We start from the raw sequence: 26,994 nt of genomic DNA on the forward strand, positions 1-26,994 counted from the left end.
CACGCCCGCGTGTCGCGAAGTACACGCAGAATCCGTTGCCGCGACCCTCCGCACGGCTCCTTGCGAGCCGCTTGGCCGTCTATTTTGCGCCTCATGCGCCAACGATGGCCGTTGCTGCGGTTACCGTAGCGGCCACCCAAGTCTGTCGCGGTGGGCTCACGGCGAACTAGCGCAGCACGGCGCTGTCGGGCGAGGAGACGTCGTACTCGTTGACCGTGCCGGCCGGGTGGCCGACCAGCAGAGCGGCGAGCACGACGGCCTTGTACTCCGACTTCTCCGCGCTGCCCCAGACCACCCGTTCGCCGCCGAGCAGGCTGAGCGTAACGTCATCCGTGGTGACGGCGGTGACGGAATCCAATTGCGTGCGGATACTTTCGGGCAACACGGCGAGCACGGCGGCAGCGGCGGTGAATCCGGCGCTGTCGACGCCATCCGGAGCTTCGATGAGCGGGTAGCCGACGGCGCGCTCCGGCGTTGTTTCCACAACGACGCCAGCGGCATCGACGAGGTCGAAGCCGGTCGCACCAGCGAGGACGCCCACCGGAACCCGTTCGATGACCCGCACCACTACCGTGCCCGGCGGGCGGCTTTCGGTGACATAACTTTGAATGAGCTTGAACTGGGAGAGTTCGGTCTTGACCTCGTCCGCGTCGAGGAGCGGCAACGGAGTGCCGAGCTGGTCGGCGAGGGCGGCCGCGACGTCGCCAGCGGGAATCCGGCTGGTGCCGACGACCTCGATCGTGCGCAGCGCCATGAGCGGCGAGTAGGCGGCGCCGATGATGAGACCAAAGGCGAGAGCGACGCTGCCGCCCCCGACAATCCAGGCGATACGACGGCGCCGGGTACGCCCGGTGAACCGACGCACCTCCGCGCGTTCGAAGCGTTTGCGGGCGCGTTGAGCTGCCCGCAAGACCGACCGTGCTGCGCGGACCCCCGCGGTTCCGCCGCTCGGCAGCCCGGCTGGCGCGGCCGTCGTCGACGTCCGCCGGGTCACGGGCATCGCCGAGGTTGCTGCGCCCGTCGTTGACCTGGGGGTCGTGAGTGCGGCCAGGTCTGCCGCGGTGACAGGCTCGCTCAGATCTGCTGAAACCGGTGAACCGGATGCCCCGGCCCCCGGGATGGCTATCGGCTCCGTCGTCGTGTCGGAGCCATCGAACGACCTTGCGGACGGTGTCGAGGACTTCTGGAGCAGCGGCTTCGAGGACGGCTTTACGAACGGTGTCGACGACACCGTCGAGGGGTCATGCGACCCGCTCTTCCCGCCGGTGCCTCCACGGGGGAACGCCTTCGGGGCCGTCACCGAACCCGCGGCGGCGCCGGTCGGGCCGTCGGCTTTCTGGTTCGGCTCCGTCTGCGGCCGGGCACGCGAGTGCTTCGCCGCTGGAGTCGCCTGAGCCGACGACTTTGAGCGAGCCGGTTTCGCCGCTGGAGTGGGCTGAGCGGTCGACGGAGCGTCCGACTGAACCCGAGTCGGTTTCGCCGCTGGGGTCGGGGTCGCCTTGGCCGGGCGCTCGAAGCCGGCCGGCCGCCTCACCGCCACCTCATCCGCGTGCCTGTACGAGTGCGGCGAGCATCTGGGGAACGATGCGGTTCACGTCACCACAGCCAAGGGTGACCACGAAGTCGCCCTCGCGGGCGATGCTGGCGAGGTAATCAGCGGCATCCTGCCAGTCCGGCACGTAAGCGACGTGCGACGGTTCGCGGAACCGCTCGGACACGAGCGCTCCGGTCACGCCGGGCTCCGGGTCTTCGCGGGCGCCGTACACCGCGAGCACGATGGTCTGATCGGCAAAGTTCTCGAGCACGTCGGCGAATTCCTGGGCGAACAGGCGGGTGCGACTGTACAGGTGCGGTTGGTGCACCGCGATGATGCGGCCCTCCCCCACGACGGTGCGCGCGGCCGCGAGGGCTGCGGCGACCTCGGTCGGGTGGTGGGCGTAATCATCGTAGACGCTGACGCCGCCGACGGTGCCGTGCAGTTCGAACCGGCGTTGAGTGCCGCCGAAGCCGGCGATCGCGTCGAGGCTCGCCGCAGGTTCGAAGCCGAGCCCGACCAGCACGGCGAAGGCGCCGGCGGCGTTGATGGCGTTGTGCTTGCCGGGAATGCGCAGGGTGGCGCTGTAATCCTGACCCTGCCAGGCGACGCTGAAGCTCACCGGACCGGTCGTGGTGATGGAGTGCACGCGAACGGTGGACTCGGGGTGCTCGCCGAACGTGATCACGCGCGCGGCGGCATCCGCTTCGGTCCGGCCGGCGGTGATCGTTGCGGTGACCCGCACGGCGCCGACATCGTCGGAGGAGATGACGACGAGCTCGCTGGCCTTGGTGCTGAACTGGACGAACGCGGCCTCGAACGCTTCGAGCGAGCCGTAGTGGTCGAGGTGGTCGGGGTCGACGTTTGTGATCAGGGCTACCGCCGTGTGGTACAGCAGGAAGGAGCCGTCGGATTCGTCGGCTTCGACCACGAACAGGTCGTCGGCTCCGCTGGCGGAACTCACCCCGAGGGATTCGATCACGCCGCCGTTGACGAAGCTCGGGTCCTGGCCGAGGCCGAGCAGCGCGGTGACGATCATTCCGGTTGAGGTGGTCTTGCCATGGGCGCCCGCGACGGAAACGAGGCGGTGCTCGCGAATGAGCCAGGCGAGGGCCTGCGCGCGGTGCAGCACCGGCAGGCCGCGCTCATTGGCGAGCACGTATTCTGGGTTGTCCTGCCAGAGCGCGCCGGTGACGACGAGGGTGTCGGCCGCGCCGACATTGGCCGCATCGTGACCGATGAACACGTTCGCACCGAGTTCCCGCAGCGCCTGCACGTTGGGCGAATCCTTGGCGTCGGAGCCGGTGACCGTATAGCCCTGGTTCAGGAACAGGCGGGCGATTCCGCTCATTCCGGAGCCTCCGATGCCCACGAAGTGCACACGTCCGAGGTTCTCGGGAATGGTCAGGGTGAGGTCTGGTTTGATCACGGTGGTGCGCTCTTCTCGATCGAAGCAAATAAAACAGTTGGTGCGGGCACTACGTTACGCGTGCCGCCCGACACTCAGGTCGTGAGCGCCCCGTGCACCAGGTCGAGCATGCGGGCAGTGCCGTCCAGCACACCGACGGATGCCGCCCCCCGCCCCATCTTCGCCAGCTGCGGCCGGTCACCCAACAGGGTCACCAGCTCGCTGCGAACCCAGGCCGGCACGAAGTCCGCGTCATCGATCAGCACACCGCCGCCGACGGCCAGCACCGGCGCGGCATTAAAGCGCTGCTCGCCGTTGCCGACCGGATACGGCACGTATACGGCCGGAATGCCGAGCGCGCAGAGTTCGCTGACCGTCGCCGCTCCCGCCCGGGTCACGGCGCAATCGGCTGTGGCGAGGGCCAGGTCCATGCGATCGCAGTAGGCGACCAGGTGGTAGTTCGGCACGCCGGGGTCGACGATCTCGGAATTGGACCCGGTGATGTGCAGCACCTGCCATCCGGCGGCCACGAGCGCGGGCGCCGAGGCCAGAATGGTCGCGTTGAGCTTGCGCGCGCCGAGCGATCCCCCGGTGACCAGCAGCACGGGACGATCGGCCTCGAGCGAGAAGAACGCGAGGGCCTCGGCGCGAACGGCCGATCGGTCGAGCTGTTCGATTTCGGGCCGGAGCGGCATTCCGACGAAGCGAGCGTGCCGAATCGGGGTGCCGGCGAAAGCGACACCGACGTACTCGGTCAGGCGGGCGCCGAGTTTGTTGGCCAGGCCCGGCTTGGCGTTGGCCTCGTGGATGACAATCGGCACCCCCGCACGCCGGGCCGCGAGGTAGGCCGGCGTGGAGACATACCCGCCGAAGCCCACGACCACGTCGACCTTGCGAGAGCGAATGACCGCGGCCACTCCGCGCACGGCCGCGCTGAAGCGTGGCAGAAAGGCCAGGGCCGCCCAGTTCGGCCGGCGCGGAAACGGCACCCGGGGAACGACGATGAGTTCGTAGCCGCGGGCCGGAACCAGGCGCGCCTCGAGACCTTCGGCGGTGCCGAGAACCAACACCGTGGCATCCGCTTCGCTGGCGCGAATGCGGTCTGCGACGGCGAGCAGGGGGTTGACGTGGCCGGCGGTGCCGCCGCCCGCCAGAAGGTAGGTAGTCATGCTCGGTCAGCCTCGATAAGGTTGGGGTCGTGAAAGGCGCTCTCGGCGTCGCTCGAGCGGTCGCCGCGGGCGAAGGAGAGCACGATGCCGATCGCGACGAGGGTGGTGAGCAGGGCGGTACCTCCGGCCGAGATGAGCGGCAGCGGTACACCCAACACGGGGAACACGCCGAGAACCACGCCGATATTGACGAAGGCCTGTCCAATGATCCAAACCATGGCGGCGGCGGTGGAGACCTTGGCCTGCACGGTCGTGGCCGCGCGCATAATGCGCAAAAAGGCGAAGGCCAGCAGAATGAACATGCCGAGGACGACGATGCAGCCGATCAGGCCGAGTTCTTCGCCGATGATGGCGAAGATGTAGTCGTTGTCGGCGGCCGGCAGCCAGGACCATTTGGCCTTGGAGTTTCCGAGCCCGACGCCCAAGATTCCGCCGTTAGCGAGGGCCCAGGTGCCGTGCAGCGGCTGCCAGCAACTCGAGGAGATCTCCCCGACCAGCTCCGTGCAGCCCTCGTTGAGAAAGCTCGTGATGCGAGTCAACCGGTTGGGGCTCGCGATGGCCAGCACAACCGCTGCGCCGACGCCGACCAGCAGCGGTACCGCGAGCAAGCGCAGTTTGACGCCGGCGAAGAACAGCGCACCGAACAGAATGCCGGCCATGATCATCGTGGTTCCGAGGTCACCGCCGAGCATGACGAGAAATGCTGCGCCGCCGCCGACCCCGAAGACTGGAATGAACACGTGCTTCCAGTCGTGCAGCTGGTGCTGCTTCTTTGAGAGGATCACGCCGAGCCAGATGACCAGGGCAACCTTGATGCCCTCGGACGGCTGAAACTGAATGCCGAAGATGTTCAGCCAGTTGGTGTTGCCGCCGGTGCCGACGCCAAGGCCGGTGGCCACGACCAGAAACTGAAAGAAGCAGGTGATCAGCATCGCCGGCCAGGCCACGCGACGCCAAAAAGCGAGCGGCAGCCGGCTCACGACGAGCATGAGCGGAATGCCGATCAGAGCGAACATACCCTGGCGCAGGATCCCGCCGAAGAAGCCCATATCGGCCAGAAAGGAATCGACCGACGACGACGACAGCACCATGATGAGACCGAAAACCACCAGGAACAGGGTGGTGCCGAGCAGCAGAAAGTAGTTGCCGCCCTCGGCCTTGAACACCCGACCGAGATTGATTCGGACCTGTGCGCCGCCCGCCGCCGCCTGTTCGGGAATCCGCGCCGGGCGCCCGGGGCGCGCCCCCGGATTGGGGCGTTTTCCGGGTGCGGCACCCGTGCTGTCCGGGTTCTGCCCGGCCGGGCGAGAGGCGGGGTTGCGAGGCACCTGTACCATCCGCGTCACCTGCCCAAGAAGTCGTGTACTGCCTGATTGAAAAGCCGGCCGCGTTCGGCATAGCTCTCGAACTGATCCATCGATGCGGCGGCCGGTGCGAGCAGAACGGTGTCGCCGGCCTGCGCGATCGAGGCTGCCAGCCGCACCGCAGCCGTCATCACCGGTTCGCCTCCGTTGGATACAGTGTCGTTCGCGTCAATCTCAAACACGGTCAGGTCGGGGGCGTGTCGCGCGAATGCTTCGCGGACTGCCACCCGGTCGACGCCGATGATGACGGCGCCGCGGAGTCGGCCGATGTGCTTCTGCACGAGCTCGGCGATGTCGACGCCCTTGAGCAGCCCGCCGACCACCCACACGACTGACTCATAGGCCGCCAGCGAGGCATCGGCGGCGTGCGGGTTGGTGGCTTTGGAATCGTCGATCCACTCCACATCGTCGGCGATCGCGACCGTTTCGATGCGGTGTGCGTCGAGGTGGAAGGTTTCGAGCGCGCGGTGGATGGTCGCCGGCTCGACCCCGAACGACCGGGCCAGGGAGCTCGCGGCGAGCACGTCCATGATCACGTGCGGGGCGCCGAGCCCGGCCGCGACGAGGTGCGGCACGGTGGTCAGTTCCAGGGCCCGTTCGAAGCGGTCCTCGAGAAAGGCCCGGTCGCAGACGATGCCGTCGACGATCCCTAATTCGCTCGGTCCTGGCACGCCGAGACCGAAACCGATCGCGCGGGCGCCGTCCTGCACGTCGGCGTCCTGCACCATCGCGAGGGTCGCGGCATCCGCTGTGTTGTAGACGCAGGCCACCGCCGTGTTCAGGTACACCTTCGCCTTGGCCGCGCGGTAGGCCGCAGCGGAGCCGTGCCAGTCAAGGTGATCATCGGCGATGTTGAGGCAGAGGCTGGCCCAGGGACGTAGGGCGCCCGGGCCGTTTGCGGGCAGGTGGTGCAGTTGGTAGCTCGACAGTTCGACGACGAGCACGTCCCAGCCCTGCGGGTCACGAATGGCGTCAAGTACGGGCACGCCAATATTGCCGCAGGGGGCGACCCGGCTGCCGTGCGCGCCAAGCATCGTGGCGGTCAGCTGCACCGTGGTGGTCTTGCCGTTGGTGCCGGTGACGAGCAACCACTCGGCCGGAGTGCCGACCTTGTCGCGAAGCCGCCAGGCCAACTCGATGTCGCCCCAGACCGGCACGTTGTGCTCCACCGCCCAGAGCAGCAGGGGATGATCTGGGTGAAATCCCGGCGAGACGATGATCAATTCCGGTAGCTGCGCCGCCAGCTCAGCCGGCACCTGACGCAGGTCAGCCTGCACGAACGGCACCCCGAGCACCCCGAGCAGGTCGAAGCGTTCGTCGGCGCCCGGCGAGGCGAGCACGAGCACGTCTGCACCCAGTTCCGCGAGGGTATCGGCGGCGGCAAAGCCGGTCACGCCGAGACCGAGCACGGCGACGCGCAGGCCTCGCCAGTCGGCGTGCCAGCTGACCAGCCCGTTCAGGCGGTCGCCGGCAGCGGGGGTTTTAGAGTTCACTATTGCGACAGCCATTCGAGGTAGAACGAGCCGACACCGGCGGCGACGAGCAGGCCGCCGATGATCCAGAACCGCACGACAACCGTGACTTCGGCCCAGTCCTTGAGCTCAAAGTGATGATGGACCGGACTCATCAGGAAGATGCGTTTACCGTGGGTGATCTTGAAGTACGCGCGTTGCACGATGACCGAGCCGGCTTCCATCACGAACAGGCCACCGATGAGCACGAGGAGCAGTTCGGTACGGCTGAGAATGGCGAGGGCGGCCAGCGCCCCGCCGAGGGCGAGCGAGCCGGTGTCGCCGAGAAAGATCTTGGCCGGTGAGGTGTTCCACCAGAGAAACCCGATCAGGCCGCCGACGATGGTTGCGGCGACGATGGCGAGGTCGAAGGAGTCGGGGCCGAGGTAGCACTTGTACTGGTCGGCGGCATCCGCTCCTCCGAAGCAGCTCTGGTTGGACTGCCAGAACCCGATCACGACGAAGGATCCAATGGCGAAAATGGATGCTCCGGTGGCGAGGCCATCGAGACCGTCGGTGACGTTCACTCCGTTCGAGGTCGCGGCCACGATCAGGCAGATCCAGAGCAGGAACACGGTGATGCCGATGAACGTGCCCAGTTTCATAAAGTCAAGCGGCAGGTCCCGAATGAAGGAAACGCTCGTCGAGGCGGGGGTCTGACCGTTGCGGTCGACGAATTGCAGCGACAGCACGCCGAAGGCACCGGCGACGATGACCTGCCCGAGCACCTTGGACCAGCCGCCGAGGCCGAGACTGCGCTGGTTGCGGGTCTTCAGAAAGTCGTCGAGAAACCCGACCAGTCCGAGGCCGACCATCATGAACAGCACGAGCAGCGGCGAGGGGGTGAACGGTCGTTGCTCGATCAGCATGGCGGTGAAATAGCTGATCAACACACCCAGGATGATGATGATTCCGCCCATGGTGGCGGTGCCGCGCTTGGCGTGGTGGCTCTTCGGCCCATCGTCGCGAATGAACTGGCCCCAGCCGAACTTCTTGAACAGCCGAATGAACAGCGGCGTCAGAAACAGGGTGAAGGCGAGTGAAAACGCGCCGGAAAGTAGCAGGACTCTCACGAGAACAAGTCTCCCAGTCGATCGCCGAGGAACCGCAGACCCGCGGAGTTGGATGACTTGACGAGCACGGTATCGCCCGGATTCACTGAGCTGCGCACCAGTTCGAAGGCCTCATCCGGCGTGTCGACATAGGCAGACTCACCGTCCCAGGACCCCTCGTTGATGGTGCTGATATGCATGCGGCGGGCACCTCGCCCGACCACGATCACCTGCGAGATATTGAGGCGCACGGCGAGCAGGCCGATACGATCGTGCTCCTCACCGGCCAGTTCGCCCAGTTCGGCCATTTCGCCGAGCACGGCGATGGTGCGCTTTCCGGGGGTACCGATCTGGGCGAGAGTCTTGAGCGCGGCGCTCATCGAGTCGGGGCTTGCGTTGTAGGCGTCGTTGATGACGGTGACATCGTCCTTGCCGCCGAGAACCTCCATGCGCCAGCGTTCGGCCCGGGTCGTGGCCTCGAGCGCGGCGACGATGTCGGGCAGCGAGACCCCGAGTACTTCAGCGGCAGCGGCAGCGGCGAGGGCGTTCATAACGTGGTGTTCGCCGAGCACCCGGAACACGACCGGAGCGCTCTGCCCGCCGGCGAGGTGCAGGGTGAACGTTGTGCCGGTGCGGCTTCCGTGCAGGGCGCTCGCGCGCACGTCGACCTGACCGTACTCGCCGAAGCGCACGATGCGGGCCGGGGTGAGCGCGGCCATCTGCGCGACGCGCGGATCGTCTGCATTCAGCACCGCGACATCCGTTTCGAGCAGGTCGGTGACCATCTCGGATTTGGCGCGAACGGTGGCATCAAGATCGCCGAACTCGCCGGCGTGGGCGAGGCCGACGGAAAGCACGATCCCCACGTCGGGCCGGGCCAGGCGCACCAGGTGCGCGATCGCACCTTCGCTGCTGGCGCCCATCTCGATCACGAGAAAACGAGTCTCGGCCGTGACCTCGAGCATGGTCATCGGCGCGCCGACCTGGTTATTGAAGGATCCACGCGGGGCGACGGTCGGGCCGACCCGTTCGAGCATGCTGCGCAGCAGGTTCTTGGTGGTGGTCTTGCCGTTCGAGCCGGTGACGGCGACAACCTTGAGCGTTCCGGCCGCGCGTACCCGGGCGACCACGGCCGCGGCGAGGGCGCCGAGCGCGGCCACGGCATCAGCGACGACGATCTGGGTGACCGGCAGGTCGAGCGTTCGCTCGACGATCAATAGGGCGGCACCGCGCTCGGCGGCGACCGGCGCGAACAGGTGGCCGTCGGTCACCGCGCCGGGCTTGGCAACGAAGATGGAGCCTGGCTCGATCAGGCGGGAGTCGGTCTGGACCGAGCCGTTGATCTGGTCAGCGGCTTCGGCCGGACCGGCCAAGTGCAGCGCACCGTTGACGGCCTCGGTGATCTCGGTCAGGGAGAGGGCAATCATTTACAGCCACCCTGCCGAACGCAGCGCTTCGCGAGCATCCTCTCGGGCGGAGTAGGGCAGTTTCTTGCCTTGTACCTCGTGGTAGTCCTCATGGCCTGGGCCGGCATACAGAATGGTGTCTCCTTCGTGTGCCAGTGACAACGCCGTGCGGAATGCCGCACGAGGGTTGGCCACCTCGTAGAACTCGCCGTCGGGAACGGCCGCGCGCGCTGCGTCAAGCAAGACAGCACGGATGCTCGCGGCGTCTTCGTAGCGCGGGTGGAAGTCGGTCACGACCACGATATCGCTGCCCCGGGCAGCGATCGCGCCCATATCGGCGCGTTTCGTGGTGTCACGGTCACCGTCAGCGCCGAACAGCATGATCAGCTTGCCGGGGGTGAATTTGCGCAGGGCCGCGAGGGTATTGAGGAAGGCGTCCGGACTGTGCCCGTAGTCGATGTAGACGAGCGGGCCCCGGTCGCCGGAGATGCGCTCGGCCCGGCCGGGAATGTAAGCGACGATGCCGCCGTCGCGGTCGAGGGTGTGCTGAATCGCCTCGAGGTCGAAGCCAGATTCGACCAGCATGACGATGGCGAGGGCGGCGTTCGCAGCCATGTACCAGCCGAGCAGGGGAACCCGGGTGCGCAGGCGCCGGCCGTCCGGCCCGTCGAGCACGAAATCGGTGTGGCTGGCGGTTTCACCGACCACGGTCATGCGCCAGTCGGCGTCAATGTCCGTATGGTTAGTGATCGTCGTGACCGGGATGCGGCATTCGTCGGCGATGCGCCGGCCCCAGTCGGTGTCAACGGTGACGACGCCGCGGTGCGAGCGGTCGGGCTGGAACAGCTCGAGCTTGGCCTGAAAGTAGTCGTCCATCGCCGCGTAGTCATCGAGGTGGTCGTGGCTGAGGTTGGTGAACGCGGCGACGTCGAAGACCAGCCCGTCGACCCGGTAGCGGCTGAGCGCCTGGGCCGACACCTCGATGCCGACCGCGCGCACCTCGGCCTCGTTCATGCGGGCGAGCAGGGCGTGCAGTTCGCTCGCCTCCGGGGTGGTCAGCGCACTGGTCACGGCGAGGTCACCGATGCGGCGCTCGGCGGTGGAGGTCAGCCCGGAGACGATGCCGAGCTGGTTCAGGATGCCGAAGAGCAGGTAGACCACGCTGGTCTTGCCGTTCGTGCCGGTCACCGCGAACAGGGTCGCCGGGTTGTCGGCGGTGCGGTAGATCCACCCGGAGACGGCGCCGAGCGCTGCGCGGGCGTCCGGGGTGACGAGCACGGGGAGCCCGCTGCCCGCGGCCAGCAGCGCCCCGGCCTGGTCGGTCAGGATAGCCACGGCACCGGCCTCTGCCGCGGCGGCGGCGAAGGTGGCTCCGTGCAGGTGCGCTCCGGGTACGCCGACGTAAAGGTCACCGGGCTGCACCGTGCGGGAGCTCAGACTCACCCCGGTGACTTCAAGACCGTCGATGTCTCCACGTAGTTCTAGATCAAATTCGGCAACCAATCCCGACAACGACCGCGGAACGGGATGCTCGGGACGGAGAGCCGACGGCGCCAATTCAGACACGCAGGGCTCGCTTTCTTACCAGGTGGACGGAAGATCGGGCGCACTCGCGCCGGAGGGAACCGCCCGGTACTTTTTCAAAACCTGGCTCATGATCTCCTGGAAGACCGGAGCCGGTGCGGCAGATGTGTTCAGTTTAACAGGATCGGCGAGGCTGACCGAGACTACGTACTGTGGATCGTCGGCCGGGGCGAACCCGGAAACCGAAACGAGGTACCCGTTAGAGTACCCACCGTGCCCGTCGGGCATCTGGGCGGTGCCGGTCTTAGCGGCGACGCGATAGCCCGGAATGTTCCACTTACTGTTCACCCAGCTCTTCTGATATACCATCTCGAGCACGTCGCTCGTGTCGTTCGCCGCGCTTTCGGAGAGCACCCGGGTGCCGGCGGCATCGGGCACATTGGTCAGCGTGCCGTCGGCCTGCCGGCAGCCCTCCACCAGTTGCACCGGCATGCGCACGCCGTCGTTGGCGATGGTCTGGTAGATGCTGGCGATCTGGAGGGCGCTCGTGGTCAGGCCCTGCCCGAACATGGTCGCGTAGCTGGTTTGGTTGTCCCATTCGTCGGCGGGGTGCAGAATGCCGCCGTCTTCGCGCGGGAATCCGGTCTCCGTGGCGGTGCCCACTCCGAAGGCCTTCATATAGTCGTAGCGCTGCTGATCGGTGAGCATCTCGCCGAACTTGGACATGCCGGTGTTGCTCGAGTCGATCAGCACCCCGGTGAGGGTCATGTTCTGGTCGGGGTGCGAGTGGCTGTCATTGATATTGGCGCCGTTGGAGGGCAGGTAGCGGTAGGGCGAGACGACGCCGGTATCGAGTGTGGCAACGCCGGCATCGAGAACGGATGCCGCGGTGAGCGCTTTGAAGGTCGACCCCGGTTCGAAAGACTGGGTAAAGGCCCGGGATCCGCGATCATCGGGGTTTTCGGTACCGCCCACATTGTTCGGGTCGACCGAGGGGTAGTCGGCGACGGCGAGAAGTTTGCCGGTCTTGGCGTCCTGCACGACCGCGTTCGCCCAGGCGGCTCCGGTCTCTTGCGCCCGAGCGGCAAGGGTCTGCTGCACGAACCATTGCAGGTCAGAGTCGATGGTGGTGACGACGTCGCCGCCGTCAACGGCCTCGGTGCTCGTGACGCTGCTACCCGGGATGCGCACGCCGTCGGCTCCCTTTTCATAGGTTTCCGAACCGTTGGTGGAGGCCAGGCAGGCGTCCTGCCCGGATTCGAGGCCGGCTTGCGGCACTCCCTCCCCCGACAGAAAGCCGAGCAGATTGCCGGCGACGGCTCCGTTCGGGTAGACCCGGCTCGGGCTGTTCTCGGAGTACGTCCACGGAATGTGCAGCTCCTGCACTGCGCGTAGCACGTCGACGTCGACCTTCTGGGCGATGTAGGCGAAATTCGCCTTGGCGTTGGCCTCGAGGGCGGTGGAAATGGTCAGCAGAATGGCGTCACCGGTCTGCCCGGTGGCGGCACCGATTTCGGCGGCCGCCTCGGCCACCGAGACCTCGACCTTTTTTCCGTCGACCGTGCGTTTGAAGGGGGTGGCGTTGACCGGCGACATGGTGATGTTGTAGCGCATGACCGTTCCGGCAAGCACCACACCGTTCCCGTCGACGATCTCGCCGCGCGAGCCATAGATCACCTGGCCGACCGAACGGTTTCCCACGGAGTCCTTGGTGAGCGAATCGGCCTGCACCACCTGAATATCGACGAGCCGCACCACGAACACACCGATGACGGCGAACAGCACGACGATGGTGAAAAAGGTGCGTCGACGACTGGACCGGGTGTTGGTCGGGTTGGTTCGGGCACTGCTGTTGCGCACGCTCATCTGCCCATCATGGTCGACACGGAGAAACTATCGGGTAGTGGGCGCCGCGAGTCCTGCAGGAACTACCGGAGCACTCGTGATCGCGACAGCGCCCGTTGTCGCCGCGGCGTCGTCGGGCAGCTGCGACAGCAGGGCGCTGCCGGTCAGCAGGGCATTCGGAACGAGGCTGGCCGCCCCGGCCTGCGAACCCGACGCCGAGGCCGGAGCGCCCAAAACAGCGCCGTCGGACAGGCGCAGGTAGACGGGGTTGGAGTTGGTGACCATGCCGAGTCCCTCGGCGTTGGCGGCGAGGCTTTGCGGCGAGGATACCCGCACGAGGTCTTCGCTGACGCCCGCGGCCGTGCGGCCGAGTTCGGACTGGCTCGACTGAAGGCTGGAGATCTCGTAGGCTCCCTGGGAGATGCCCACGCTCAGGAGCAGCTGGGCGACGATGATCGCAGCCATGCCGGCCACCGCGGTGAGGGCATAGAAGATGCGCGGGCGCGCCCGGCGTCTCGGGTTCGACGAGACGATGCGAAAGGGGCGACGCTCCGGCGTCTCGAACTTTTCACGTTCGACCGCAAACGATACGCGTGCAAGGTTGTCGCTCATGCGGCGGCCCTTCTCAGTCGTTCAGCAGCGCGCAGCCGAACCGGCGTCGCGCGGGGGTTGATGGCCTTCTCCTCGTCGGATGCCAGTTCGGCTCCGCGCAGCAGCAGGGTGAAGAGCGGTTTGTGTTCGGGGAGTTCCACCGGCAGGCCGGCGGGGGCGGTTGAACCGGATGCCGCGGCGAGGGCCCGTTTGACGATGCGGTCTTCGAGCGACTGGTACGCCATAACGACGATGCGCCCACCGACCTGCACGCGCTCGAGCGCTGCGGGAATGGCCCGCTCGAGCACGGCGAGCTCCTGGTTGACCTCGATGCGGAGCGCCTGGAAAACTCGTTTGGCCGGGTGGCCCTGCCGCTGAACGACGACCGGGGTCGCCTTCGTGATCACGTCGACGAGCTGTGCCGACCGCACGAAGGGAGTCGTTTCGCGAGCTTCGACGATGGCCTTGGCGTAGCGGGCGGACAGTTTCTCTTCGCCGTAGTCCTGAAAGATGCGCTTGAGGTCGCGTTCGCTGTAATCGGCGAGGATGCTCGCGGCTGTCAGGCCGGCGGTGCCGTCCATGCGCATATCGAGCGGGGCATCCTTCGAGTAGGAAAAGCCGCGTTCGACCCGGTCGATCTGCAGGCTGGAGACGCCGAGGTCGAACAAGACGCCGGCGACCTCGGTGATGCCGAGCCCGTCGAGGGCTTCGCCGATGCCGTCATAGACGGTGTGCACGAGGTGGACCCGGTCGCCGAATCCCTTGAGTCGTTCCTCGGCGATGGCGAGGGCCTCGGTGTCGCGGTCGAGGCCGACGAGCGTGAGCCCCGGAAAACGGGACAGGATCGCTTCGGCGTGACCGCCCATTCCCAGCGTCGCGTCGACGAGCACGGCTCCGGGTTGTTCGAGCGCGGGGGCAAGCAGCTCGACGCAGCGTTCGAGCAGTACCGGGGTGTGGATTTTGTTGCTGGGAATGTCGTTGCTGGCCATAATGCCGGGAAAGTCCGTGAGGCCTGATTCCCCTCCATTTCGTCCTGGCACCGGGGAAGTGTGTCAGGGCAAAAACGGCGAGGAGTCAGGCGCCAGGGGCTAGAAGAGTCCCGGAATCACCTCCTCCGTCGTGTTGGCGTACGAGGTTTCCTGCTCGGCGAGGTATGTGGCCCACGCTTCGCTGTCCCAAATCTCGACTCGGCTGCCAGCGCCGATGACGGTCAGTTCCCGGTCGAGCCCCGCATAGCTGCGGAGATTGCCGGGGATGGTGACGCGGTTTTGTTTGTCCGGCGTTTCGGAACTCGCTCCGGACAGGAACACCCGGAGGTAGTCGCGAGCTTGCTTGCTCGTGACCGGGGCCTGGCGAATCTTGTCGTGGAGCGTTTCGAATTCGCGGGTGCTGAACACGTAGATGCAGTGTTCCTGCCCGCGCGTCATCACCACGCCGGTGGAGAGTTCCTCCCGAAATTTCGCGGGAAGAATGATTCGACCTTTTTCGTCGAGCCGGGGGGCGTACGTGCCAAGGAACACGCGTACCCCTTTCTTCCGGCCAGATTCAGGTCTGCCTCCACTTTACTCCACCTTCAACCACTTGTCGAAGAATTCTGACCTGTTTCCGAACTTAATCAGCAAACTGCCCCGAATTCATTAGTAACTTGCTGTGGAGGAAAAGGGAGCACACTCATTGAAAATGGATGTCTATTGCTGGTTTTTGGGCACAAAAAAAGGGCCGATCGGATGATCGGCCCTTTGGGGCTGCAAATTCTTGAGTTCTGGAAACCCGGTGGAGGAATCAGCTCAGGTGACTATTGGCCGTTCGCGTTATGGTCCATTCGCGCTACTGACCGTCTTGACGGCGGTCCCAGCGGTCGTTCAGGCGATCCATCAGCCCCTGGTTGGACTTGGCCTGCGCCGGTCGACGACCGGGTGCGGACGGTCCGGGAACACCACGGATGGCTTTGCCGGGCGAGACGGCGACGAGAACGCCACCGAACATCACAATGAAGCCGAGAATGCCGAGCCAGAGCTGTGCAATGGCTACGCCCAGAATGAGCGCGACAATGCCCGCGACGGCGAGGAGTACACCGATGGCGATGGAACGATAGTTCGGGCGGAGTCGCGAAGCACCAACGCTGGCGACGAAGTCGGCATCGTTGTGATAGAGGCTGCGCTCCATCTCTTCAAGGAGTCGCTGCTCCTGTTCCGAAAGCGGCATCTCATTCCCTTCCAGTTACGGGATCGAGCGGGTGGGTTGAAAAATTTGAACTGCAAAATTCGAACCGGGTAAGGTCGAACTACTCAATTCTAACCCCGCCATGGTGGTTAGGCTATACGAGTGCCTGAAAGCAAACGCCTGATCGACTTGGTTCAATCGCGCATCGACGAGTTCCTCATGTCCCGTGAAACAATTGTGACTCTGATCAGCTCCGATCTGACGCCTCTAACAGACTTCTCACGGCAGTTTCTCAGCGGTGGAAAGCGGTTTCGAGCCCAGTTTTGTTACTGGGGCGCGCAGAGCGTCCGTGCGGCCGATACGGGCCCAGATGCGGGCCAGTCGGGGGCGAAAACACCGGCGGCCGCAGCCGGCCGGCGAGGCGCGGCATCCACTGCCCCGGTACCGCTCGAGGCGGTCGTCTCGGCGGCCAGCGCCCTGGAAATTTTTCATGCCGCCGCGCTCGTGCACGACGACATTATTGACAACTCGGACACCCGACGCGGGGCGCCGAGCGCCCACAAACTGTTCGAAAGTTTGCACAAGAATGCGGGCTGGTCCGGCGGTCCGGTCACGTTCGGACGGGCATCGGCGATTCTGCTCGGCGACCTGCTCCTCGGATGGAGTGACGAGCTGCTCGACGAAGGACTCGATGCGGTCGCCGACCGACCGTCGGCCCGGCGCGCTCGGCTTGAGTTCAATCACATGCGCACCGAGGTCACGGCCGGGCAATACCTCGACATTCTCGAGGAACGCGCCTGGCTGGCTCAGCCCGAATCGCAGCTGCTCGACCGTGCCCTGCGGGTCATCGTCTACAAGTCAGCCAAGTACAGCGTGCAGGCTCCGCTCGTGATCGGGGCCGCGCTTGCCGGAGCGTCGGCCGACCAGCTCAGCTCACTGCGGGCCTTCGGCCTGCCGCTCGGAATGGCTTATCAGTTGCGCGATGACCTGCTCGGGGTGTTCGGCGATGCCGCGGTGACCGGAAAACCAAGCGGGGACGACCTGACCGAGGGCAAGCGCACCGTGCTGATCGCGCTGGCTCGGGAGCGGCTAAACGACCGGGATCGACAGGCACTGGATGCCCAGCTCGGCGACCCGACGCTCGATCAGGCGCAGATTCGCGCCCTTCAGGAGCTCATCACGGCCAGCGGCGCGGTCGAGCGGGTCGAAACTTTGATCGCTGCCCAGGTCGCAGAAGCGCTGAACTCACTGGAAACCGCACCGATCACCGCCACGGCCCGGCAGACCCTGCTCGATCTGACCGATCGCGTGACGCGTCGGGCATACTGACCGGCGCAGCCGTCGTGATCGGCGCATCCGTTTTATCGTGAGGTCATTTTGCGCCGCACGCCGGTCGCTGGCGGGCCGGACCGAAGGCGCTTAGGCGAGCGCCTGGGCGACGCGGCGCACCTCGGCCTTGCGTCCGGCGCGGAGGGCTTCGATCGGAGCAACGCCGAGGCTGTCGTCGACCTCGAGCAGCCAAGTCATGGCCTGCATGTCGGTGAAGCCGTCATCGGCCAGCACGAACAGCGTGCCGCGCAGTTCCGGAACGGGAGCTCCGTCACGCAGAAACAGGGAGGGAACCGACACGACGTTGTCCCGACGGATAGCCAGCAGGTATTTGTCGTCGATGAGGTGCCGCACGCGGCTCTGGCTCATTCCGAGGAGGTTGACAAGGGCAGGAATAGTAAGCCACTCGGGCTCTGAAGACAGATCACTCACGTTGGTAGCTTCCCATGATTTTGGGGCCGGTACAAAACCTTGTGGAGCTTTTTATCGTGATCAGTGCCAATTCGCGGCTCCGTGTCAATTGACTCCTTCTCATATTTATGAAAACCTCAGGGTGGGGATTGCTGCACAGCAGCCGTTGCTGCGAACTTGATGTCCACATCGAGCGTGATGCACACAATGAAATGGAGCACCATGTCGACTAGGGTGAAAACACAAACTAAGACAGATGCCGCGGCGCCGGCCGCACCGCGCGCCACCGTTCCGCAGACTGGCGCTGCACACGCCGGTATTGAACTGAGCACTGCTGAGGTGAGCGCTGTTGATCGTGCCAGCACTCCTGTTGCCAGCGGAACGAAGCGTCGGGTGAAGAAGGCCGCAGACCTGCGGTCCCGCCAGGCCCTGCTCACTGTGCCCATTGTGCTGGTCGGCACCCTGGCCATCAGCCTCAACCTCGCAGCCCCCGCCGAAGCCCAGGCGCTCGCCAAGAAGCCACTGAAAGCCAAGCTCGCCCAGTCCACACCGGTTCTCGCCGCCGTTCCCACGTCGGTCGCTGCCACCGTGCAGATCGCACCGGCGCAGTACTCCGTCGTAGACGGCGACACCATCAGTAGTATCGCTGGCCGGTTCGGTCTGTCGACGGCGGCCGTGCTGGCACTGAACGGTCTCGATTCCCGGGCCCTGATCTTTCCAGGCCAGGTCTTGACCCTGACTCAGGCGGCGGCGCCGGCCGCATCCGCTGCACCGGTCTCAACGAATTATGTCGTGCAGAGCGGCGACACGATCAGCGGCATTGCAGCCACACACGGGCTAAGGACCGCCGACCTGCTTGGAGCCAACGGCCTCAACGGCAGCAGCGTGATCTACCCCGGCCAGGTCGTGCTGCTGGCCGCTGCTGGCGCGGTGGAGGCCGTCGTGTACGTCGCGCCGGCGGTTGCGGTTGCCGCCGCCACCCACACGATTGCCTCGGGCGAGACCATCACCGCGGTCGCTGATGCGGCCGGGGTGAGCGTGCAGGCCGTGCTCGACGCCAACGGACTCGGCTGGTCGAGCATCATCTACCCCGGGCAGGTTCTGACCCTGCCCGTGACCGTGGCCCCGGCGGCCTCCATCACTCGCGCCACCGCTGGCATCGTCACGCCGATGACCGCCGAAATGCGCCAGAACGCCCGAACCATCGTGGCGACGGGGCGCGGCGCGGGCGTGAACAATGCCGGTCTGGTGATCGCGCTGGCCGCCGCCGCCCAGGAGTCGGGGCTGCGCAATGTCGACTATGGCGACCGGGATTCCCTCGGGCTGTTCCAACAGCGCCCGAGCGCCGGCTGGGGCACCCCGGAACAGGTCATAGACCCGGTACGGGCCAGCCTGGCCTTCTTCGGCGGCGCGTCCAACCCCAACCCCGACATCACGCGCGGTCTGCTCGACATCCCCGGCTGGGAGTCGATGACCGTCACCCAGGCCGCCCAGGCAGTGCAGATTTCAGCCTATCCCGACTACTACGCGAAGTGGGAAACATCGGCGCAGGCCTGGCTCGTCGAAATCGGTTGACCGAATTCAGCGCCCCGACCGGGTGTTTCCCCGGCGAACCCTGCGCGCCGCGCGCCGGGGTCGCCACCCTATTACCTAGAATCAAGGAGTGAGCGTTCCCTCGACCGACCCGATGATTGGCCGTCTTATCGACGGCCGGTATCAGGTGCGCTCGCGAATCGCGCGCGGCGGCATGGCCACGGTCTACCTGGCCACCGATTTGCGGCTGGAACGTCGCGTCGCGATCAAGATCATGCACGGCCATCTGGCCGACGACAGCGCCTTCAAAATCCGCTTCATTCAGGAAGCCCGCTCGGCTGCCCGGCTCGCACACCCGAACGTCGTGAACGTCTTCGACCAGGGCCAGGACGCCGATATGGCCTACCTGGTCATGGAATACCTGCCCGGCATCACCCTGCGCGACCTGCTCAAGGATTACGGCCGGCTCACCCCCGAACAAACCCTCGACATTCTCGAAGCCGTGCTCAGCGGGCTCGCCGCCGCCCACAAGGCCGGCATCGTGCACCGCGACGTCAAACCCGAGAATGTCTTGCTGGCCGACGACGGTCGCATTAAGATCAGCGACTTCGGCCTGGCTCGCGCCGTCAACAACAACACGGCCACCGGTCAGGCCCTGCTCGGCACCATCGCCTACCTCTCCCCCGAACTTGTCACCCGCGGCGTCGCCGATGCCCGCAGCGACATCTACGCCCTCGGCATCATGACATTCGAGATGCTGACCGGTGAGCAGCCCTACGTGGGTGAAGCCCCGATGCAGATCGCCTATCAGCACGCCAATGACACCGTGCCGATGCCGAGCACCAAGGTCGACTCAATTCCCCGCGAACTCGATGAACTCGTGCTCTGGGCCACCGCCCGCGATCCAGAAGATCGTCCCCGCGACGCCCGGGTAATGCTCGACCAACTGCACGATGTCAGCGCACTCGTGCGTGGCGGCACCCAGGAGCTGGCCCTGCAATCGACCATGGTGCTGCCCGCGAGCCTGCGCACCGGCGCCAACGCTCTGGCGGATGCCGAAACCCAGGTTTTCGGTCCCAAGCTCGCTCCCACCAAACCGCCCGCCGCGACCCTGCTCGGCATTCACCCGGTCGGCACCGGCCCGGTGGGACCGCCCGACAGCGGCGAACTGCTGGGCAAGAAGGCCGACAAGCGCAAACGCCGCGGATTCTGGTTGTTCGCCCTGGTCGTTCTCCTCGCTGCGGCTCTCGGCGGCACCGGCTGGTACTTTGGCTCTGGCCCGGGCTCCGACGTGATGCTGCCCGATTTCGCGTCGGCCTCCCCCGAAACAGCCTCGGCTGAATTAATTGAACTCGGCCTCCAGCCCCAGCTCGGTGGTGCCTTCAGCGCCACGGTTGCCGAGGGGATCGTTATCGGCACCGATCCGGATGCCGGCAGCCGGGTGCCCCAGGACAGTCCGGTCACGGTCATCGTCTCCCAGGGCCTGCAACCGATCACGCTGCCCACGCTGGCCGGAGTTACGCAGGAGGCGGCATCCGCTCTGATCACCGATTTGAATGCCGTGGTCGGCAGCATCGACCCGGTCTTCAACGGTGACGTGCCCGAGAGCACCGTCGTGGCCGCGAGCAAGGAAACCGACGGTGCCGATGTCTCGGCCGGTGGCGAGTATTTCGAAGGCCTGACCGTGAACCTCGTCGTGTCGCTCGGGGCGATTCCAAACGTCGACGGCAAGACCGTGGCCGAGGCCACCGATATTCTGGTCGGAAAGAACTTGCTCGTCGTCTCGGGCGAGCAGACCTACAGCGACACCGTGGCCGAGGGCGACGTCATCACCGCGCAGGTTCCCGAGGGCACGATTCGCGAGGGCGCCACGCTCACCCTCGTAATCTCACGCGGCCCCGAGCCGGTCATCGTGCCCAACGTCGTGGGTATGTCCTGGAGTGACGGCAAAGGTGCCCTGACCGCCCTCGGCTTCAAACTTGCCTACAACCCCGGTGCGGATGCACCGCTCTACTCGTCGCTTATTCAGGTAGCGTCGACAGATCCAACGGCTGGCACGTCATTGCCCAAGGGCAGCACGATATCGCTCAAGCCGACGAACCCGTTCGGCTAATCCTGGGCCCACCTTGTGAAAGCGGGCCCACGATTGATCATGGGCCCGCTTTCCGGGCCCGGGCCCGGTCGATAAGAAGAGGCTAGCGAGCGGCTAGCTCCTCGGCCACCAGGAAGGCAAGCTCGAGCGACTGCATGTGGTTCAGGCGCGGGTCGCAGAGCGACTCGTAGCGGGTCGCCAGAGCGGCCTCATCGATGTGCTCGGAGCCGCCGAGGCACTCGGTGACGTCGTCGCCGGTGAGTTCGACGTGGATTCCACCGGGGTGGGTTCCGACGGCGCGGTGGGCCTCGAAGAAGCCCTTGACCTCGTCGACGACATCGTCGAACCGACGCGTCTTGTAGCCGGTCGGGGTGGTGACACCGTTGCCGTGCATCGGGTCGGTCACCCAGAGCGGCGTCGCCTCGCTCGCCTTGATCGCCTCAAGCAGCGGCGGTAGGGCATCGCGCACCTTGCCGGCCCCCATGCGAGTGATGAAGGTGAGGCGGCCAGGCTCCCGGTTCGGGTCGAGCTTGTCGACCAGGCGCAGCATGTCGTCGGCCGACGTGGTCGGGCCGAGCTTGACCCCGATCGGGTTGCGCACCCGGGAGAGGAAGTCGACGTGGGCGCCGTCGAGATCGCGGGTGCGTTCCCCGATCCAGATGAAGTGGGCCGAGGTGTTGTATGGCGTGCCGGTGCGGGAGTCGATGCGCGTCATCGGGCGCTCGTAGTCCATCAACAGGCCTTCGTGGCTGGTGTAGAACTCGGTGCGCCGCATGGCTTCGAAGTCGGCGCCACAGGCGATCATGAATTTAATTGCGCGGTCGATGTCCTTGGCCAGGCCCTCGTAGCGCTGGTTGGCCGGGTTCTTGGCGAAGCCCTGGTTCCAGCTGTGCACCTGCCGCAGATCGGCGAAGCCACCCTGGGTGAATGCGCGAATGAGATTGAGAGTGGATGCTGCCGTGTGGTACGCCTTGACGAGCCGGTCGGGGTCGGCTTCGCGCGATTCGGGGGTGAACGGGTAGCCGTTGACGATGTCACCGCGGTAGGCGGGCAGGGTCACGTCACCGCGGGTTTCGAAGTCGCTCGAGCGCGGCTTGGCGAACTGGCCAGCCATCCGCCCCATCTTGATCACGGGCATCGATGCGCCGTAGGTGAGTACGACCGCCATCTGCAGCACGGTCTTCACCCGATTCCGGATCTGGTCGGCGGTGGCGCCGCTGAACGTTTCGGCACAGTCGCCGCCCTGCAGCAAAAATCCCTGCCCGCCGGCGGCCTGCGCGAGCCGGTCACGCAAAATGTCGACCTCACCGGCAAAGACCAGCGGCGGTTGGGTCGCCAATTCGGCGGATGCCGCGGCCACCTTGTCGGCGTCCGGCCACGTCGGCTGCTGCTTGATCGGTAGGGTGCGCCAGTGGTCGAGACCCGTGATGACAGAGGCTTCTGCGGCAACAATGGGCTCGGTGGGGTCTACCACGGGATAGTTCCTGTTTTCTCTGCTGGACCGGTAACGCGCGCCGGCTACGAAATGGATGAGGTGCTGCAACGCGCACGGCGCAGACAGCACTTCTGGCAGCCTATCGCGAAAGACTGGCCCGCTTCTCTTTGACGGAGGATGCGTAGACGTCCACGTACTCCTGCGTGCTCAGCTGCCGCAGCTCGTACATGAGCTCATCGGTGACGCTGCGCAGCACGAACCGGTCGCCCTCCATGCCCTCGAACCGGGAAAAATCGAGCGGTTTGCCGATCACGATTCCGATTCGGCGCACCCGGGGAATACGAGTTCCGGTGGGCATGGCCTTCTCGGTGTCGATCATGGCGACCGGAATGACCGTGACGCCCGACTCGAGCACCATGCGTGCCACACCGGTGCGTCCCCGATACAGGCGGGCGTCCGGGCTGCGGGTGCCCTCTGGGTAGATGCCGAGAATTCGGCCATCCCGCAGGACACGCAAGCCGGTATTGAGCGAATCTTCGGAGGCCTTGCCGCCGGAGCGGTCAATCGGCAGCTGCCCGGCCGCGGTCAAAAACTGCCGCGTTGCCCAGCCCTTGAGCCCCTTGCCGGTGAAATAGTCGCTTTTGGCCAGGAAAGCCACGCGGCGCGGCACGACGAGCGGCAGAAAAACCGAGTCGATAAACGACAGGTGGTTGCTGGCCAGAATGACCGGGCCGGTCTTCGGAATGTGGTCCAGACCGATGATCCAGGGGCGAAACAGCGAGAGCAGCAGCGGGCCGATGACGATGTTCTTCATGATCCAATAGAACATTCGCACTCCTTCATCCTGCTGGGAAAGCTTAGTCCGCCTGCGCTATCCAAGCGGATGCCGCGCGCGGCCAGACCAGACCGGTCACCGCCGCGGTCTTCCACACCCGCGCGCCAGGCCTGCTGAGCGCCCGCTCGACGCCCACTCAGCGCACGGCGTGCAGTCGGGCTAGGTCTGCCGCACCGACGACGCCGGCGTCGTTGACGAGCTGGGCGATGGCGAACTCGGCCTCCGGGTGATACCCGCGGGCCGGAAGGTGTTCGAGGTAGGCCGCCCGGATCGGCTCGAGGAGCAGCTCGCCGGCGGCGGCGACTCCCCCGCCGAACACGAAGACCTGCGGGTCGAGCACAGCGCCCAGACTCGCACAGCCTTGCCCGAGCGCGCCGCCGAGCTGGCGCAGCGCAGCGAGGGCTCCACCGTCGCCGTCCTGAATTAGCCGTCCGACCTCTTTGCCGGTAAGTTTGCCGCGCCGCTCGCGGGCAGCAGCCAAACCGAGGCCGATGCCGCCGGCATCCGCAAAATCATTGGCGATGCGCAGCAGTGCCCGGCCGGAGCCGTACTGCTCGAGGCAACCGTGAGCGCCACAGCCGCAGGCCAAACCGTCGGGAACGACGCGCAGGTGGCCGAGTTCAGCGCCCGCGCCGAATCCACCGCGAAACAGTGCGTTGTTGGTCACGATCGCACCGCCCACCCCTGTGCCGATCGTGAGGGTGACCATGTCGGTGTAGGCGCGTCCGGCGCCGAAGCGAAATTCGGCCCAGCCGGCGGCATTGGCGTCGTTCTCGATGATGATGGGCAGGTCCAGGCGCGCCTCGAGCTTGTCGCGGAACGGTTCGTTACGCCAACTGATGTTCGGCGCGTAATACACGGTCGACTGGGCAGAATCGATGAACCCGGCCGCTGCAACACCGGCAGCGACGATGTTCTCGCCCTCGGACAGGCTCTGAATCATGGCCACGACGGCGTCTTCAATTTCGCGCGGGTTGCCGGGGGTGGTCGGCGTGCGCTCAGAGCGGATGATCGTGCCCGCTTCGTCGACGAGCGCTCCGGCGATCTTGGTGCCCCCGATATCGATACCTATGGCGTGCACGGGGCACCTTTCGTTTGGGGCATTCGGGAAGCGGTGCCTGTCAGCCGGGCGGCTGTGCAGGACACCCTCTAGAGTGTAGTAAACCAGTTTGCCGCTGGACGAAACACCCGCTCACCCTAAGAATTCTTAGGCGCTGGGCAGTTGGCACGTTCAGCCGGTACCAAAGGAGTTGCCGTGAAACAGTTTGATATGCCCGCCGTTGTTCCCGCCGATCCTGGCGCCAACATCACCGACCTCCTGATGGACCGCCTCGCTGCGACTCCAGACCTCGTTCTGTTCTCTCTGCCGCGAAACGGCCAGTGGCTTCCCGTCACCACGAAGGAATTCCACGCCCAGGTCGTCGCGCTGGCCAAGGGCCTCGTCGCCGCCGGCATTGAGCCAGGTGACAAGATTGGATTGATCTGCAAGACGCGCTACGAGTGGACCCTGATCGACTTCGCGGTCTGGTTTGCCGGGGCGATTCTGGTTCCGGTCTACGAGACCAGCTCCCCCAGCCAGGTGCAGTGGAACCTCAGCGACTCGGGCGCCACGTCCGTCATCGTCGAGACCGCCGATCATTTCGCCCGATTCGATGAAGTTCATCCAGAACTCGCCTCCATTGGTTCCGTGTGGCAGATCGATCTCGGGGACCTCGACAAGCTCGTAGCCGGTGGCGTTGACATCACCGACGCCGAAATCGAACGCCGCCGCAACCTCGCTGTCGGCGATGACATGGCCACCCTGATCTACACGTCCGGCTCGACCGGCAAGCCCAAGGGCTGCGTGCTCACCCACGCGAACTTCCTCGAGACCAGCCGCAATGCAGCGGTCGCACTCAAAGAGGTGTTGGTGCACCCGGAGGGCGCCTCAACCCTCCTCTTCATCACGACCGCCCACGTCTTCGCGCGCTTCATTTCGGTGCTGTGCGTGCACGCCGGGGTGCGCGTGGGGCACCAGGCCGACACCAAAACCCTCCTGGCGGCGCTGGGCAGCTTTCAACCGACCTTTCTGCTCGCCGTGCCGCGGGTGTTTGAAAAGGTCTACAACTCGGCCCAGCAGAAGGCCGTGGCCGGTGGCAAAGGCAAGATCTTCGATTCCGCAGCCCACGTCGCGGTCGAGCATTCCAAGCTCGTACAGGCGGGAACGTCGATTCCGCTCGGCATGAAGATCAAGTTCGCCCTGTTCGACAAGCTGGTCTACAGCAAGCTGCGCGCTGCCATGGGCGGAAAGGTCGTCTGGGCGGTCTCCGGCTCGGCCCCGCTCGGCGCCCACCTCGGCCACTTCTTCAAGAGCCTCGGCATCGTCATTCTCGAGGGTTACGGCCTGACCGAAACGACCGCCCCCGCCAACGTTGGCCTGGCCACTCAGGCCAAAATCGGCACGGTCGGACCGCCACTGCCCGGCGTTTCAGTGCGCGTCATGGACGACGGTGAGATCGAAGTCAAGGGCGTCAACGTCTTCAAGGAATACTGGAAGAACCCGCAGGCCACGGCAGACACCTTCGACGACGGCTGGCTCAAAACGGGCGACATCGGCGACTTCGACGCTGACGGCTTTCTCACCATAACCGGGCGCAAGAAGGAGATCATCGTCACGGCCGGCGGCAAGAACGTCGCTCCGGCCGCCCTCGAAGACCCGATCCGGGCGAACCCGTTGGTCGGACAGGTGATCGTCGTCGGTGACCAGAAGCCCTTCATCGGAGCGCTCATCACCCTCGACCCCGACATGCTGCCGGTCTGGCTGAACAACCATCAAGAGGATGCCGGAATGACGCTGGAACAGGCATCCGTCAATAAAACCGTGCTCGCCGAAATTCAGCGCGCGGTCGACCATGCCAATGAGGGTGTGTCGCGGGCGGAATCGATTCGCAAGTTCACGCTGCTTTCGGTCGAGCTCACCGAGGACAGCGGGCACCTGACGCCGAAGATGAGCATCAAACGCAACATCATTCTGCGCGACTTCGCTCAGGAGATCGACACGATGTATTCGAACGCGCCGGTGACTGAAGGGATCTCGCTGCGGGAGTAGGGCGAGATTGGGCCCGGTCCGCGTGGGTCGGGCTCAGTGCGGTTTCTGGCGGGTCGAGCCCGGGAAAGCCCTCCGCTCCTCGCTCAAACCTTGAACTCGCAACCCCGCCGAACATTTCCCCGTTCCCTCATGTCACGGGGCATGAGGCTTCGCCCATGCCGGGTCAGCGCCGAGCGTTCACGCTCCGGTCAGTACGCGGGGGTGCGGGGCTAGAACCAGCTGGACTCGCGGATTTCCCTCATCGCGGCTCGCCGGTTTTCCTTGTCGAGACGGTCGATGTAGAGAAAGCCATCGAGGTGATCGGTCTCGTGCTGCAGCGCCTGGGCCATAATTCCGGTGCCGGAGAGCTCGACCGGGTTATTGTCGAGGTCGATTCCGGTCACCCGGGCAAAGGGGTAGCGCTTGGTGGGGTACCAGAGGCCCGGAACGGACAGGCAGCCCTCGTCCACCAAGTCGGGTTCGCCGGAGAGTTCGACGACGGTGGGGTTGAGGATGTAGCCGATGTCGCCGTCGACGTTGTAGCTGAAGGCGCGCAGGTTGACACCGATCTGGGAGGCGGCGACGCCCGCCCGGCCGGGTAGGCGCACGCTGTCGACCAGGTCGCGCACGAGGCCGCGAACGCGGTCGTCGATTCCGTCGATGGGGTCGGAGACGGTCTTCAGCACCGGATCCCCGAAGAGACGGATCTGACGTTCGGGCACGGG

The 26,994-nt window shown here is 65.7% G+C and carries 23 protein-coding genes; 5 read left to right on the plus strand and 18 right to left on the minus strand.

Translation table 11 applies throughout. The annotated features are described in order from the left end of the window. Nucleotides 1-166: 166 nt before the first annotated feature. Complete coding sequence (locus CXY80_RS14020) at nt 167-1,000, minus strand: FtsQ-type POTRA domain-containing protein (protein ID WP_092450530.1); 834 nt, start codon at nt 998-1,000, stop codon at nt 167-169. A 37-nt stretch (nt 1,001-1,037) separates the two neighbouring features. Here CXY80_RS14020 and CXY80_RS14025 point away from each other — a divergent pair, with 37 nt between their 5' ends. Further along, on the plus strand, nt 1,038-1,394 hold the full coding sequence (locus tag CXY80_RS14025; protein WP_146070743.1) for a hypothetical protein: 357 nt from the start codon (nt 1,038-1,040) through the stop codon (nt 1,392-1,394). A gap of 147 nt (nt 1,395-1,541) precedes the next feature. Here CXY80_RS14025 and murC read toward each other — a convergent pair whose 3' ends face one another. From murC to CXY80_RS14085, 12 genes are all read right to left on the minus strand, one after another. Then, complete coding sequence (gene murC / locus CXY80_RS14030) at nt 1,542-2,963, minus strand: UDP-N-acetylmuramate--L-alanine ligase (protein WP_104132856.1); 1,422 nt, start codon at nt 2,961-2,963, stop codon at nt 1,542-1,544. A 74-nt stretch (nt 2,964-3,037) separates the two neighbouring features. Then, nucleotides 3,038-4,111 (minus strand): glycosyltransferase, encoded by a 1,074-nt coding sequence (locus CXY80_RS14035; protein ID WP_104132857.1) that lies wholly within the window; start codon nt 4,109-4,111, stop codon nt 3,038-3,040. Continuing rightward, nucleotides 4,108-5,448, minus strand: coding sequence for a putative lipid II flippase FtsW (gene ftsW, locus CXY80_RS14040; RefSeq protein WP_104132910.1), 1,341 nt, complete (start codon nt 5,446-5,448; stop codon nt 4,108-4,110). The genes CXY80_RS14035 and ftsW overlap by 4 nt, the downstream gene beginning before the upstream one ends. Before the next feature lie 5 nt (nt 5,449-5,453). Next, nucleotides 5,454-6,968, minus strand: coding sequence for a UDP-N-acetylmuramoyl-L-alanine--D-glutamate ligase (gene murD, locus CXY80_RS14045; RefSeq protein ID WP_233195386.1), 1,515 nt, complete (start codon nt 6,966-6,968; stop codon nt 5,454-5,456). Further along, nucleotides 6,968-8,059, minus strand: coding sequence for a phospho-N-acetylmuramoyl-pentapeptide-transferase (gene mraY / locus CXY80_RS14050; RefSeq protein ID WP_104132859.1), 1,092 nt, complete (start codon nt 8,057-8,059; stop codon nt 6,968-6,970). Before mraY ends, murD begins: the two co-directional genes overlap by 1 nt. Beyond that, nucleotides 8,056-9,465, minus strand: coding sequence for a UDP-N-acetylmuramoyl-tripeptide--D-alanyl-D-alanine ligase (murF, locus tag CXY80_RS14055; protein WP_104132860.1), 1,410 nt, complete (start codon nt 9,463-9,465; stop codon nt 8,056-8,058). The genes mraY and murF overlap by 4 nt, the downstream gene beginning before the upstream one ends. Continuing rightward, nucleotides 9,466-11,010, minus strand: coding sequence for a Mur ligase family protein (locus CXY80_RS14060; protein WP_104132861.1), 1,545 nt, complete (start codon nt 11,008-11,010; stop codon nt 9,466-9,468). A 15-nt stretch (nt 11,011-11,025) separates the two neighbouring features. After that, nucleotides 11,026-12,834 carry a penicillin-binding protein 2 gene (locus CXY80_RS14065; RefSeq protein WP_104132862.1) on the minus strand — a complete coding sequence of 603 codons (1,809 nt, stop codon included), beginning with the start codon at nt 12,832-12,834 and terminating at the stop codon, nt 11,026-11,028. 27 nt (nt 12,835-12,861) lie between these two features. Then, nucleotides 12,862-13,425, minus strand: a complete 564-nt coding sequence (locus CXY80_RS14070) for a hypothetical protein (protein WP_092450550.1) — start codon at nt 13,423-13,425, stop codon at nt 12,862-12,864. After that, complete coding sequence (gene rsmH, locus CXY80_RS14075; protein WP_092450552.1) at nt 13,422-14,393, minus strand: 16S rRNA (cytosine(1402)-N(4))-methyltransferase RsmH; 972 nt, start codon at nt 14,391-14,393, stop codon at nt 13,422-13,424. Before rsmH ends, CXY80_RS14070 begins: the two co-directional genes overlap by 4 nt. Before the next feature lie 99 nt (nt 14,394-14,492). Then, nucleotides 14,493-14,924 (minus strand): division/cell wall cluster transcriptional repressor MraZ, encoded by a 432-nt coding sequence (gene mraZ, locus CXY80_RS14080; RefSeq protein WP_092339873.1) that lies wholly within the window; start codon nt 14,922-14,924, stop codon nt 14,493-14,495. 307 nt (nt 14,925-15,231) lie between these two features. Further along, complete coding sequence (locus tag CXY80_RS14085; RefSeq protein WP_092450553.1) at nt 15,232-15,609, minus strand: DUF3040 domain-containing protein; 378 nt, start codon at nt 15,607-15,609, stop codon at nt 15,232-15,234. A 120-nt stretch (nt 15,610-15,729) separates the two neighbouring features. Here CXY80_RS14085 and CXY80_RS14090 point away from each other — a divergent pair, with 120 nt between their 5' ends. Further along, nucleotides 15,730-16,896 carry a polyprenyl synthetase family protein gene (locus tag CXY80_RS14090; protein ID WP_104132863.1) on the plus strand — a complete coding sequence of 389 codons (1,167 nt, stop codon included), beginning with the start codon at nt 15,730-15,732 and terminating at the stop codon, nt 16,894-16,896. Between the two features lie 90 nt (nt 16,897-16,986). Here the strand turns inward: CXY80_RS14090 and CXY80_RS14095 are convergent, their stop codons facing one another. Next, complete coding sequence (locus CXY80_RS14095) at nt 16,987-17,328, minus strand: Rv2175c family DNA-binding protein (RefSeq protein ID WP_092450557.1); 342 nt, start codon at nt 17,326-17,328, stop codon at nt 16,987-16,989. A 213-nt stretch (nt 17,329-17,541) separates the two neighbouring features. Between CXY80_RS14095 and CXY80_RS14100 the strand changes: the two genes are divergently transcribed. Beyond that, nucleotides 17,542-18,882 (plus strand): LysM peptidoglycan-binding domain-containing protein, encoded by a 1,341-nt coding sequence (locus tag CXY80_RS14100; protein WP_233195387.1) that lies wholly within the window; start codon nt 17,542-17,544, stop codon nt 18,880-18,882. A gap of 88 nt (nt 18,883-18,970) precedes the next feature. Continuing rightward, nucleotides 18,971-20,953, plus strand: a complete 1,983-nt coding sequence (gene pknB / locus CXY80_RS14105; protein ID WP_104132865.1) for a Stk1 family PASTA domain-containing Ser/Thr kinase — start codon at nt 18,971-18,973, stop codon at nt 20,951-20,953. A gap of 82 nt (nt 20,954-21,035) precedes the next feature. On the opposite strand, the gene CXY80_RS14110 is transcribed toward pknB, so the two are convergent. From CXY80_RS14110 to CXY80_RS14120, 3 genes are all read right to left on the minus strand, one after another. After that, nucleotides 21,036-22,406, minus strand: a complete 1,371-nt coding sequence (locus CXY80_RS14110; protein WP_092450563.1) for a class II 3-deoxy-7-phosphoheptulonate synthase — start codon at nt 22,404-22,406, stop codon at nt 21,036-21,038. A gap of 100 nt (nt 22,407-22,506) precedes the next feature. After that, on the minus strand, nt 22,507-23,196 hold the full coding sequence (locus tag CXY80_RS14115; protein WP_092450565.1) for a 1-acyl-sn-glycerol-3-phosphate acyltransferase: 690 nt from the start codon (nt 23,194-23,196) through the stop codon (nt 22,507-22,509). 142 nt (nt 23,197-23,338) lie between these two features. Then, nucleotides 23,339-24,283, minus strand: a complete 945-nt coding sequence (locus CXY80_RS14120; RefSeq protein WP_092450567.1) for an ROK family glucokinase — start codon at nt 24,281-24,283, stop codon at nt 23,339-23,341. 174 nt (nt 24,284-24,457) lie between these two features. Between CXY80_RS14120 and CXY80_RS14125 the strand changes: the two genes are divergently transcribed. After that, complete coding sequence (locus tag CXY80_RS14125) at nt 24,458-26,290, plus strand: long-chain fatty acid--CoA ligase (protein WP_092450569.1); 1,833 nt, start codon at nt 24,458-24,460, stop codon at nt 26,288-26,290. 209 nt (nt 26,291-26,499) lie between these two features. On the opposite strand, the gene CXY80_RS14130 is transcribed toward CXY80_RS14125, so the two are convergent. Continuing rightward, on the minus strand, nt 26,500-26,991 hold the full coding sequence (locus CXY80_RS14130) for a peptide deformylase (RefSeq protein ID WP_092450571.1): 492 nt from the start codon (nt 26,989-26,991) through the stop codon (nt 26,500-26,502). Between the last annotated feature and the right edge of the window lie 3 nt (nt 26,992-26,994).

It is taken from the genome of Cryobacterium sp. M91, from assembly GCF_002929615.1.
GTDB classification, from domain to species: Bacteria; Actinomycetota; Actinomycetes; order Actinomycetales; family Microbacteriaceae; genus Cryobacterium; species Cryobacterium levicorallinum.